This is a genomic window from Enterocloster clostridioformis (assembly GCF_020297485.1).
GTDB lineage: Bacteria > Bacillota > Clostridia > Lachnospirales > Lachnospiraceae > Enterocloster > Enterocloster clostridioformis.
The window spans coordinates 146,658-158,861 of sequence record NZ_JAIWZC010000002.1; the positions used below are offsets into that span (position 1 = coordinate 146,658).

Annotated in this window: 13 protein-coding genes; all 13 read right to left on the bottom strand. The window is 49.6% G+C overall.

Going from position 1 to position 12,204, the window contains the following annotated elements; genetic code table 11:
* Positions 1-97: 97 nt before the first annotated feature.
* The 13 genes from LA360_RS31695 to pyrF all read right to left on the bottom strand — a co-directional run bounded on the left by LA360_RS31695 (position 98) and on the right by pyrF (position 11,428).
* Positions 98-286 carry a TnpV protein gene (locus LA360_RS31695; protein ID WP_002593511.1) on the bottom strand — a complete coding sequence of 63 codons (189 nt, stop codon included), beginning with the start codon at positions 284-286 and terminating at the stop codon, positions 98-100.
* A gap of 483 nt (positions 287-769) precedes the next feature.
* On the bottom strand, positions 770-2,044 hold the full coding sequence (gene purD / locus LA360_RS27765; protein WP_022202020.1) for a phosphoribosylamine--glycine ligase: 1,275 nt from the start codon (positions 2,042-2,044) through the stop codon (positions 770-772).
* Positions 2,045-2,104: 60 nt separating this feature from the next.
* Positions 2,105-2,695 (bottom strand): phosphoribosylglycinamide formyltransferase, encoded by a 591-nt coding sequence (gene purN, locus LA360_RS27770; protein ID WP_002584179.1) that lies wholly within the window; start codon positions 2,693-2,695, stop codon positions 2,105-2,107.
* Positions 2,689-3,723 carry a phosphoribosylformylglycinamidine cyclo-ligase gene (gene purM, locus LA360_RS27775; protein ID WP_022202021.1) on the bottom strand — a complete coding sequence of 345 codons (1,035 nt, stop codon included), beginning with the start codon at positions 3,721-3,723 and terminating at the stop codon, positions 2,689-2,691. The genes purN and purM overlap by 7 nt, the downstream gene beginning before the upstream one ends.
* A gap of 54 nt (positions 3,724-3,777) precedes the next feature.
* Complete coding sequence (gene purE, locus LA360_RS27780) at positions 3,778-4,293, bottom strand: 5-(carboxyamino)imidazole ribonucleotide mutase (RefSeq protein ID WP_022202022.1); 516 nt, start codon at positions 4,291-4,293, stop codon at positions 3,778-3,780.
* 484 nt (positions 4,294-4,777) lie between these two features.
* The gene (locus LA360_RS27785) at positions 4,778-7,000 is read right to left on the bottom strand and encodes an aminopeptidase (RefSeq protein ID WP_022202023.1); all 2,223 of its coding nucleotides are present in this window, start codon (positions 6,998-7,000) and stop codon (positions 4,778-4,780) included.
* 16 nt (positions 7,001-7,016) lie between these two features.
* Positions 7,017-7,340, bottom strand: a complete 324-nt coding sequence (locus LA360_RS27790; protein ID WP_002593507.1) for a hypothetical protein — start codon at positions 7,338-7,340, stop codon at positions 7,017-7,019.
* Positions 7,337-7,810, bottom strand: coding sequence for a VanZ family protein (locus tag LA360_RS27795; RefSeq protein ID WP_022202024.1), 474 nt, complete (start codon positions 7,808-7,810; stop codon positions 7,337-7,339). Before LA360_RS27795 ends, LA360_RS27790 begins: the two co-directional genes overlap by 4 nt.
* A 15-nt stretch (positions 7,811-7,825) precedes the next feature.
* Positions 7,826-8,005 (bottom strand): hypothetical protein, encoded by a 180-nt coding sequence (locus LA360_RS27800; RefSeq protein ID WP_002584185.1) that lies wholly within the window; start codon positions 8,003-8,005, stop codon positions 7,826-7,828.
* Positions 8,005-8,682: an orotate phosphoribosyltransferase gene (pyrE, locus tag LA360_RS27805; RefSeq protein ID WP_022202025.1), complete on the bottom strand. Its 678-nt coding sequence runs from the start codon at positions 8,680-8,682 to the stop codon at positions 8,005-8,007. Before pyrE ends, LA360_RS27800 begins: the two co-directional genes overlap by 1 nt.
* Positions 8,683-8,757: 75 nt before the next feature.
* Positions 8,758-9,660 carry a dihydroorotate dehydrogenase gene (locus tag LA360_RS27810; protein ID WP_057571020.1) on the bottom strand — a complete coding sequence of 301 codons (903 nt, stop codon included), beginning with the start codon at positions 9,658-9,660 and terminating at the stop codon, positions 8,758-8,760.
* Positions 9,661-9,696: 36 nt separating this feature from the next.
* Positions 9,697-10,491, bottom strand: coding sequence for a dihydroorotate dehydrogenase electron transfer subunit (locus tag LA360_RS27815; protein ID WP_022202027.1), 795 nt, complete (start codon positions 10,489-10,491; stop codon positions 9,697-9,699).
* 19 nt (positions 10,492-10,510) lie between these two features.
* Positions 10,511-11,428: an orotidine-5'-phosphate decarboxylase gene (gene pyrF, locus LA360_RS27820; RefSeq protein ID WP_022202028.1), complete on the bottom strand. Its 918-nt coding sequence runs from the start codon at positions 11,426-11,428 to the stop codon at positions 10,511-10,513.
* Positions 11,429-12,204: the final 776 nt, after the last annotated feature.

Sequence of the window (12,204 nt, forward strand, 5' to 3'; positions counted from 1 at the left end):
GGTTATTCCAAAATGAGAGTATGGTTTTGATTTTTATATGCTTAATTATACACTAATTCTATCAGGACACTTTCCTCTGCCATTGCAGTCAAATTGTTCAGATGTGCCGCCCATGCCAACTGGTCTTTTTCCTTTCTGTTAGCATCATGCTCTGATACCAGTTCTTCCTATTTTCTTTTAAAAATGTTCTCCGCAACATACCATATTTTCCGATTGATACTTCCTCCTCATCGATAATAAGATCTGGAAACAGGTAATCTCCTCTCCGATAATAATTCAGTTCCATTTTTTGTTCCTTTCAGATGGAGTATGTGCAACACCATAAAATCCAAGTTCACAATTATGTACTTCACTTATTTTGTTTATTGCATCATCTTACATAATACTCTTTCTCTATTTCCTTATTATCAACCGATGCCATTTATGGACTAAATGAAGCATGACATATCAAAATTATTCGTTTTCTATAAAACAGTAATAATATTGCCACGATAGTTAAAATCAGCAACGGAACTCTGGTATATGAAATGCTATTTATAATATTGTCCGGTTTCAATGAACGTGGATAAAATAGCTTCCAGAAAACAGAAAATCCCCTGGTTTATTACCCAAACCAGGGGATTTCATCTACACTCTTGCCGTTTTTGCCCTTAAATTCACAATCGAAAAACGACCCAATTTTGCCAACCTTTCGGTCGTAAGCCGCAATATATTGCGGTTATATATGCGTCTTATTCTAAAAAACCACAAGTATCATCTATATCACAACTTAGGCCTCATCAATCGCCTTCCCAATATCATGCCTCATATACTTATTCCCAAATTCCACCCACTCCGCAGCCTTATAAGCATTCTCCCTGGCTTCCTTCAGTGTATTACCTTTTGCCGTAACCCCCAGCACCCTTCCGCCGTTGGTCACTACATTCCCGTCCTTATCGAACTTGCTTCCGGCATGGAATACATAATACCCGTCCTGACCGTCAAACCGGTCCAGGCCGTCTATCTTATATCCCTTTTCATAATGCTCCGGGTATCCGTCCGATGCCAGAACCACGCATACGGCTGCATTGTCCTCAAACTCCAGCTCTATCTGGTCCAGGGTTCCGTCCACGCAGGCTTCAAACACATCCACAATGTCATTCTTCATCCTTGGCAGAACTACCTGAGTCTCCGGATCTCCGAACCTGGCATTGTACTCCAGCACCTTGGGGCCGTTTTCCGTCAGCATCAGGCCAAAGAAGATAATTCCTTTGAACTCCCTGCCCTCTGCCTTCATGGCGTCCACGGTTGGCTGGTACACATACTTTCTGCAGAATGCATCCACCTCGTCCGTATAGAATGGGCTGGGCGAAAATGTTCCCATCCCCCCTGTATTCAGTCCCTGGTCCCCGTCCTTGGCTCTCTTGTGGTCCTGGGCCGAGGTCATGATTTTGATAGTGTGGCCATCCACAAAGGAGAGCACGGAAACCTCCCGCCCTGTCATGAACTCCTCAATCACAATTCTGTCACCCGCGGAGCCAAACTGTTTATCCAGCATCAGGGTCTTAACGCCTTCCTTTGCTTCCTCCCTGGTGTTGCAGATAAGCACGCCCTTTCCCAGCGCCAGGCCGTCCGCTTTCAGCACGATAGGCATGGGAGCTGTCTCCAGGTATGTAAGGGCTGCTTCCGGGGAATCAAATGTCTCATAAGCGGCAGAAGGAATGTTGTACTTCTTCATCAAATCCTTGGAAAATGCCTTGGAAGCTTCCAGTATGGCAGCGTTTTTCCCGGGGCCGAACACGCGGATGCCTGCATCTTCAAATGCATCCACTGCGCCGGCCGCCAGCGGGTCATCCGGTCCTACCACCACCAAATCAATGGCCTGCTCTCCGGCAAATGCGACCAGCTTCTCAAAGTCCATGACGCCGATGTCAACGCATTCAGCCACCTTGGCAATACCCGCGTTGCCGGGAGCGCAGTAAAGCTTCTCCACCTTCGGGCTCTGGGATATCTTCCATGCGATTGCATGCTCACGTCCGCCGCCTCCTACTATCAATACTTTCATGACGTTCCTCCTTATAATGAAAACATGGCACATATGGTGCGCGCTACTGTCAAAGAGATGCTACTGCCCATTTGCAATCATGTTGATTGCCCTGGGAAGGATTACCCACTCTGCCTGCTCCATGACCCTTCTCTGCAGAATCTCAGGGGTATCCCCCTCCTCCACCTCCACTGCCTTTTGGAGGATAATGGGGCCGGTATCCATACCTCCGTCCACATAGTGGACCGTTGCCCCTGTCACCTTCACGCCGCGAGCCAGGGCCGCCTCGTGGACCTTAAGCCCATAGTAACCCACACCGCAGAAAGAGGGAATCAGGGATGGATGGATATTGATGATGCGTCCCTTATACTTCTCAGTCATGGCCGCCGGAATCATCACCAGGAATCCGGCCAGTACAATCAAATCCAAATCATATTCATCTATTTTGGCGAGAAATGCCTGGTTGAACGCATCCCTGGCCGGAAACTGTTTTGGAGAAATGCAGACAGCCCGGATCCCATGCTTTCTGGCTCTCTCCAGAGCATAGGCCCCCGGATTATTACTGATGACAACGGATATCTCTGCATTGGTAATATCACCATGATCCACGGCGTCCAAAATAGCCTGGAGATTGGTTCCGCCGCCGGATACCAGTACGCCTACTCTTAGCATAAGGACACACCCTTCTCTCCTTCTTCAATGGAGCCCACTGCATAAGGAGCTTCGCCTGCTGCCCTCATGGCTTCCATGGTTTTCTCCACATCAGCAGGGTTAACGGCAACTATCATACCCAATCCCATATTATAGGTATTATACATCATCTGCTCTTCAATCTGCCCTTTATCAGCCAGCAGCCTGAATACAGGAGGAATGGGGTAGCTGTCCTTCCTGATGACAGCCTTCACGCCGTCTTTTAACATGCGCGGAATATTCTCATAGAAGCCGCCGCCAGTGATATGGCTGCATGCCTTTACGGTAACGCCTGCTTCCTTTACATTTCTCAGAGCCTTCACGTAAATCTTGGTGGGGGCGAGCAATGCCTCGCCCAGAGTGGTCCCCAGCTCATCATAATATGTGTTCAGGCCTTCCTTTGTCAGCTCCTTCTCAAATACCTTGCGCACCAGCGAAAAGCCATTGCTGTGTACACCGGAAGAAGCCATTCCAATCAGGACATCCCCCGCACACAGGTTCTCACCTGTAATCAGGTCCTTCTTATCTACAATACCCACAGAGAATCCTGCCAGGTCGTACTCATCCTCCGGATAAAAGCCCGGCATCTCTGCTGTCTCCCCGCCAATCAGGGCAGAACCGGACTGCCTGCATCCCTCAGCCACACCCTTTACAATCGTGGCAATTTTCTCCGGAACATTCTTGCCGCAGGCAATATAATCCAGGAAGAACAGAGGCTCACCACCAGCGCAGACCACGTCGTTGACACACATAGCCACACAGTCGATTCCCACTGTGTCATGCTTATCCATCAGAAATGCCAGTTTCAGCTTGGTTCCCACGCCGTCAGTACCGGACAGCAGAGTAGGCTCCTCCATCCCCTTGAACGCGGACATGGAAAATGCTCCTGAAAATCCACCCAGACCGCCTAATACCTCAGGGCGCATGGTTCCCTTTACATATTCCTTCATCAGTTCCACCGATTTATAGCCTGCCTCAATATCAACTCCGGCCTTCTTGTAATCCATCATGGTTTTTATCCTCTCTTATCTGATATTTCCTTTGCCAATTTCCTTTAATCCGCCCTATTTCATCTGTGCAAGATATTCCTTGTAGCCCACCTGCTCCAGCTTTCCGGCCTTTTTCACCACATCGTTCTTCAGGCTTTCAGAATACTCTTTCAGCTTTGCCAGCAGCTCTGCATCGGAGACGGCCAGTATCTTTGCCGCCAGGATTCCGGCATTGGCACCGCCGTTGATGGCCACTGTTGCCACCGGGATACCGCTTGGCATCTGCACGATGGAATACAGTGAATCCACACCGCCCAGGTCAGATGTCTTCATAGGAATTCCAATGACCGGCATAGAGAAAATAGCCGCACACATACCGGGAAGATGTGCAGCCTTGCCCGCACCTGCGATGATTACCTTAAAGCCCTTATCCTCTGCTGACTTTGCCCAGTCAAAGAATACATCAGGCTCTCTGTGCGCGGAAATAATTGTCATCTCGTAATCAATGCCCAGCTTGTCCAGAATCTCAGCCGCCTTTGCCATAATAGGCATATCAGAGTCGCTTCCCATTACAATTCCTACTTTTGCCATTATTTATTCTCCTTTTCTAAAGCTCATTATCCATGTAGATAATTATTATTAGTTTATCTTATAAGTATCTTTATATAGCTCAATTCTACTTATAATCATAATACTAGGAAATGCTTATGCCGTCAATACAAAACTTGAAAAAAGTACTTGAAAAGGTCTCCCGCATTTTTGAATGTTTTTTATAATGTATTCTCCTGAAACCCACTGACTCCTGTAGCCGCCAGTCTCTCTGCCGGCCAGGCACAGGCAGGCAGCTACAGCCAGCTCCGCAATGGGAAGTCTGCGGCGTCCCTCCTTCCTGATATAGTCTAAATTGTTTCTCTTTTACCTAGTATAACAGAAAAAATCACTTGTTCTATCCGTAAATTGGATTGTCCAAGTGATTTTTCAACAATGAGCACACCCTCCCCTCATCCGGAACAGTGTCTCCCTCATCTATCAAACAAACATTCTGTTATTTTCAAACATGCTCTAACCCGCTTACTCAGTCAGCCGCCTCGTCCAAAGCCCCATTCAGTTCCTCTGTCCCATCCAGCACGAACCTGCCCTGACGGATGATATCAATACCGCTTCCGTCTGCCCTCACAGCCTTTATATCCCCTAATTCCGAATAAGGAATGGTGATATCCGTGTGGCAGCTGAAATACGCCTTGGACATATCCGTCTTTCTGAGAAGGGATATTTCATTATCCCTGGCAATGACCTCCCGGCCGTCAGGGTTATACATGGGCGAATCCTCAGCAAAGCTGTAGCAAGTATCGCCTACTGCAAAATGAGGCCCCATCTTCTCGGCAATAAGGATAGGCAGCTTGTCGCCAATGGAAAACCTTCTGGCCATGGCGTAGGCCGTAGTGTTGGTACCGATGGCGAACTCGCCCAAAGGCAGCCAGTCATGATTCCGCATAATGACCTGCTTTACAAGAGCCTGGCCCTGTCTGCGGGCCTCTCCGGCAGTTCCGGCAGTCTCACCATTTCCGGAGTTTCCGACGCTCCCGGCAGCCCCAGCGGCCTCACCATTTCCGGCGTCCCCGGTACTCCCATCCTCCTCAAAATTCCCACAGGAATACTCCGTCACCTTACCGTCCTTAAACACCATGCGCAGATTCCTGAACTGATAATCCTCCACATAAACATTCTTTACGTGCAGCAGTCCTTCTGTCCCCTTCAAAATAGGGGATGTAAAAACCTCTCCCAACGGAATGTTCACATCGGACACACAGTTCTCAAAATTGGTCTCCTTTTCCCTGTCTTTTAAGGGGTGGAGGGATACCTTCATGGATGTCTCATTGCCGCCGCGGCCCGTTATGAGCACATGGCTGGCCTCATCCAGCGCCCGGATGATACGCTGCTGAATTTTCTGGTACTTCTCATAATCCAGTGTATTGATTCGGATGGTTTCCCTGAAGACTTCTTCAAACTCCGGCCCAATCTCAGGTTTGGGAAAGGCAATAATGGTAAAGCTGGTCTCGTCTCCCGGCATATACTGGTTCACAATCCGCCTGGATTCATTGGCATAAGCCAGAGTCAGCGCCTCCTGATGGGCGTTGAGGGCCAGAGCCGTCTTTTTATTTACAGGCGTGAAGCCTTCCTCACCAAATGTCTCCACCAGGGCAGGGCCCGCGCACCAGGCGGCTTCCTTCCTGCGGGTCTCATAGGCAGACCGCAGGACGGCCAGCTTCCTCTCCTTAAAAGCATTGCCCATATAAAGGGCGCTGTCATAACGATGGTCATAATCATACTGCTTGTTGGGGGATGTGCCGTAATATCCTCTGCGTCCATTGGCCCCGCGGTTCACGGACTCCACCGCCGCCCTGTAACAGATGGGTTCAAGTCCCATCTCCCGAAAGTACTCCACCGCCCTGCGAATCATGCGCTCAAATCCCAGCTGAAATTCCACCACAACGGTCCGTTTCTTCTTCAGGTCCCTGCCCATGACCTGGAAACCCTTCCTGAATCCTTCCGTATAAGTGGACGCCATCTGATCAATGGTCTCCTGGGGAAGGCTGTTCATGAAAGAGGCAAGCTTTATCTCTGTCTCCGAAACATATTCCCCGTAGGCATAGAGATACCGCAGGTCAGTCAAATCCTGCTCCATCACAATGTCTGTCCCAAAGGAAAGGGCCGGGTCCAGTCCCTCACGAATCCGCCAGTCCACTGTGACCTCCGCATAGTCGCTGACAAACCAGTACAGGGAATCCTTAATCAGCTGCTCCTGGGGCGCTTTCCTTCCCTCCTCCCATGCCTGGTCAAATAGGTTATATACTTCCAGGAACAGCTCGTTCAGGATAGTGATATTCATAAGCCGCATTTCAAATGCATATACGATGTCAGCCCGGATTTCCGTATAAAGAAAGGATAAAAGCTGGCCATAGCCATCCCCCAAAACCTCCACCGCGTAATCCGGATTGGTGAAGCTCTCCCCGTAATTCTCAGGCAGAATATCCTGGTACAGGGCATGATTCTCCTCCCGCAGTTCCTCCAGGGTTAAAAGAGCCCCATCCAGCCCGGCCTCCTGGCTTAAGCCGGTTTCTTCCACCCGCTTTGCCAGTCTCTCTATCCGGCGGATAAATGCCGAAACCTTCTTAAAATAACAGCCGTAAGGCAGCTGCATCTCCTCTGTGTCCATGGACCTGATACGCTCCATGGACAATTCGTAACGCTCCCTTACGGCATCATTCTCTTCCTGTAATAATATTCTGTAATCCATCTGCATCTACTCCCATCTATCTTACAATACCGGTTATGATAATCACAGCCCACACGATGACCAGCACCACGCTGATACTGATTCCTATCTTCGCCAGTATGTAATTGCGGTCCTTTTCCATAAATGAGCGCGCCCCGTACCACAGCCCCATAAGGGCCGCGGCAAGGCTGGAAAAGCCATAAGCCCCTGTATTCAGGCCTCCCTGGCCTGCCCTTGTCACAGACAGATACATGCTGGCTATTCCCAAAGCCAGTCCCAGCACCGCAAGTATCAGACAGCAGTAGCTGTTTCTCGCAAAAGGATTTCTAACATACGATACCTTATCGCCAATCTGCCTCAACGTGAAAGCCTCCTTTTTCTCAATTTGCACCGGGTCCACTGCACCAGGCGGTAACACAGATAGCCTGCGGCTGCCCCCAGGGTGTTGAGGAACATATCATCCACATCAAAGCTCCCTACCTTGAACACCAGCTGCAGAGTCTCCAGCATCAGACTGAAAACAAAGCCGAACATAACCGTGTTGTACCACTTTTTGCTGCGTCTGCTGATTATGGGGAGAAAGAACCCAAAAGGCATGAAGGCCGCCACATTTCCTATCATGTTAATCATGAACAATGTGGGCCCCAGCACGTCATAATGACGGAAATACCGCATGATTTCCTTAAAGGGCACCAGATTATACTGGTACCCCCTGTCTGTGTCCGTGCGCCCAAAGGATTCTGAAAAAAACATGAAATACGCCAGGAAACAAAGATACAGTATGAACAATACCCATCCCAGCTTTTGACGCTTTGTTGTATTTCTTATCATTGTCAGCCCCGCTTACTAAAATTCAATTTCGGATTTTCGTTTCAGCAGCAGCGCTCCATTTACAATAGAAATGATTCCAACCGTAAGGCCGGTCACGGCTATGATGACTCCTAACGCTATGCAGCCAGCCCCTGTGTTACGCATGGTTTTATACACTCTCTCCATATTCATCGCCTTTCTTCCTGGAAACATCATTATGCCTGGGCTCCATACTGCTCATAGTATGCGTCGATGGCGGCCTTTATCTGATCGTCGATGACTACCTTGCCATTTATTTCTTTATTATAGAGGTGCTCCACCACATCTGCCATGGATACGATAGCTGCTGTGGGGAAACCATATAAATCCTTAATCTCATCCAGGGCGCTCTTGGCGCCTTTGCCGCGCTCCATACGGTTTAAGGATACCATGAGTCCCTTGATTTCCACATCTCCCTGGGCCTTGATGATGGGGAATGTCTCCTCGATGGACTTTCCGGATGTGGTCACATCCTCGATGATAACTACCTTGTCCCCGTCTTTGATAGGGCTTCCCAAAAGGATGCCTGTATCTCCGTGGTCCTTGACCTCCTTGCGGTTGGAGCAGTAACGGATATCTTTTCCGTACAGCTCGCTGATCGCCATGGTGGTCGCAACGCTTAATGGAATTCCCTTATAAGCCGGCCCAAAGAGCACGTCGAAATCCAGTCCGAAATTATCGTGGATAGCCTTTGCGTAGTACTCTCCTAATTTCCTCAGCTGGGTTCCTGTGACATAGCTTCCCGCATTCATGAAAAACGGGGACTTGCGTCCGCTTTTTAATGTGAAGCAGCCAAATTTAAGCACATTGCTTTCCACCATAAAATCTATAAATTCCTGCTTGTAGTTTTCCATCTTCCTTAAACCTCCTGTATTTACGGGTCATTTAACCTCTTACGTGCCTTTTTTTCCTGTCTTACCTGGCCGGTCCTACCTCACAGCCCCTATAAGTTCCCGGATATCCCCGATTCCGTACTTCTCCATATACGCCCGGATTCCATCCACGGTCTCCACCGTAGCATAGGGGTTATGGAAATTGGCCGTGCCAATGGCAACAGCCGTGGCGCCCGCCAGTATGAACTCCAGGGCGTCATCTGCATTCCTGATTCCTCCCATGCCGATGATGGGAACCTTCACGGCCCGGGCAGCCTGGTATACCATGCGCACAGCCACCGGCTTTACAGCAGGACCGGACAGTCCGCCTGTCCTGTTGGCCAGTGCAAAGGCTCTTTTGTGAATATCAATCTTCATGCCTGTAAGGGTATTAATCAAGGAAATGGCATCTGCCCCGCCGGCCTCTGCCGCTCTGGCCATGACAGTGATATCCGTCACGTTGGGGCTCAGCTTCATGATGATAGGCTGCTTTGCATGTGCCTTTACCTCCCTGGTAATGGCCTCAACCGCCTTGGGGTCCTGGCCGAAAGCGATTCCGCCTTCTTTTACATTGGGGCAGGATATATTGATCTCCAGCATATCTGCCGGCTGGTCCCCCAAACGCTCTACCACATCAATATATTCTTCCGTGGTCTTTCCGCAGACATTGACAACGATTTTCGTGTCATACTGTTTTAAAAAGGGAATATCCCTCTTTGTAAACACTTCAACGCCCGGGTTCTGGAGGCCGATGGCATTGAGCATGCCGCCGTATACTTCCGCTATCCTGGGAGTGGGATTGCCCGGCCACGGCGCACTTGCCACACCCTTGGTAACCACTGCGCCCAGACGGTTTAAATCCACAAATTCACTGTATTCCATGCCGGAACCAAATGTGCCCGACGCTTCCATTACCGGATTCTTAAATTCCACACCGGCAATATTTACACTCATATTCATCTAAACGGTACCTCGCTATCTTTCACCTATACATGCCTACAGCTCAATCTCATCTGACCGGAACACAGGACCGTCCTTGCATATGCGCTTATTGTGCACCTGTGAGTGGCCGTCCACCTCTTTGGACCGGCACACGCAGGCCAGACAGGCGCCTACTCCGCAGGCCATCTTCTCTTCCAGGGAAAGCCAGCACTCCAGCCCCTTTTCGGCCGCATATGCCTTCAGCGCGCGGAGCATGGGAGTGGGACCGCAGGCGTAAATGACATCCGCCGTAAGGCCCTGCTCACGGATGGCGTCCAGCACATTGCCGCTGGTGCCAAAGCTGCCGTCCTCTGTTGCAGCGTATACCGGACCGTATGCCTCAAATTCATCCTTTAAGAACATCTGGCTGTCCCTGTATCCCAGTACGGACTGGACCAGGCTGTCCTCCCCGGACCTGTTAAGTCCATGAAGGGCTTTGGCCAATTCCAGCATGGGAGGAACACCGATGCCCCCGCCTATCAGAAACGCCCTTTTTCCGGCCTGCAGGGGAAATCCATTGCCCAGAGGTCCCAGGACATCAATGGTATCGCCTGCCGCGAGTCCGGAGAACTCCTTTGTGCCTTCCCCCGCGATGCGGTACACCAGCCTGAGTTCTCCCTTTTCCTTATCAATGCCGCACAAACTGATGGGACGCGGAAGAATCCTGGCCCCGTCCTTTGAATAAAGGCATACGAATTGGCCCGGAACCGCTGACTCCGCTATCTCAGGCGCTTTTATCCTCATATCGTATATATCGGCAGCCAGCTGCTCCTGAAGCGTGACGGCTGCTGTCATTTTCACTTTTGCCATAACATGCATCTCCTGTCTCTTACAGTACGCTGCTGATATCAGCAGCCATGTCAATCACTGCCTGTCTGGATGCCTCACCGAAGTGCTCCGGCCCGAATTTCTTGTACTTCTCCTGTTTGTAGGCCGCGATGATTCCTCTGGAGGAATTGACCACAGCGCCAAGCCCGTCCTGGTTAAAACAATGCTTCAGGTCAGCGGCTGTTCCTCCCTGCGCCCCGTATCCGGGTACCAGGAAATAGGTGTGGGGCATGAGCTTTCTCAGAATCCCGCTCATCTCAGGATAGGTGGCGCCTACCACCGCGCCCACATTGCTGTATTCACCGTCCATGCAGTCGGAGCCCCACTCCTCCACCTTGGCGGCCACCCACTCATAAAGGGGCTTTCCGTCAATCAGGCGGTCCTGAAATTCACCGCTGGACGGATTGGAGGTCTTGACCAGGACGAAAAGGCCCTTGTCCTCACTCTTACATACATCCACAAAGGGCTTCACGCCGTCTGTTCCCAGATATGGGTTTACGGTAAGCATATCCACATTAAATCCGCTTAAGGATTTGCTTTCCACCTGCACCCTGCCAAGATGGCCTGCTGCATAGGCAGCGGATGTGGAGCCGATATCGCCCCTCTTGGCGTCTCCAATGACAATCAGCCCCTTTTCATGGCAGTAGTCCACGGTCCTCTTATATACGGTCAGTCCTTCAATGCCGAACTGTTCATACATGGCAATCTGCGGCTTTACAGCCGGAATCAGGTCAAATGTGTGGTCGATGATTTCCTTATTAAACTGCCAGATGGCATCAGCAGCCCCTTCCAGTGTCTCCCCGCAGGAATCCAGGGATTTCTTTACCACATGCTCCGGTACATAGGACAGCATGGGATCCAGTCCTACGCAGATTGGGGCATTGGTTTTCTTTATTTTTTCAATTAACTGGCTTATCATAATGTTCTCCTTTGTTGAGAGTTTTTTCACTTTGCATGAATTCTTTCCCCATTTTATCATATAAAGTACCTTGTTTCAAGGAATGATATTCCAGTATTGCAATTATTTTAACGGACCCGTGAAAGGCAAAAAACAGCCGGGCAGAAAAACCTGATATGATATCAGTTCCTGTCCGGCAGTAATTTTCTGCTGCCTCAACGCTGCCTTACTGCTGCTTCACTGCCAATCCAGCGCTGGCAAATCCGTTTTCTATCTCCATGGTATTATCTATTATATCGTCAATCCGGTCAAAGGATTCCCTCCACGCCTCCACCCCTCCTTACTATACAAACGCGGGGAATCAGAGTACTCCTATTACGGTAATAAATACAAGAACGGGTGATACGCTGTACCGGGGAAATTTTTATTTTTCCAATCAATCCGCTTACACCGTGTCAATTGTTGATAATGGCTCCCGCGTTACCCTGTAAGTTCTGCAGGATATGGACGCATCTTCCAGCGTATCAATCAGTTTTCCTATACGGGATTTCGCCTAATCAACCAAGGCACATACCGCGCAGCCGTCTCCGAGTCCTTGCCTTGTACGAACAACAATTCGATTATAATGACCGAGGACTATGTGGAATGCAATAATACACGCATTGCAATTATGGATACAGCCACATTTAATGTCCAGAATGGTGTAACCTATACCCTGTATATTATAGGTCTTGCTTACCAATTTCCTTCTCTGCGGATTTTACCTTTAGAAAGCGATCTGATATATTAAATGAAAA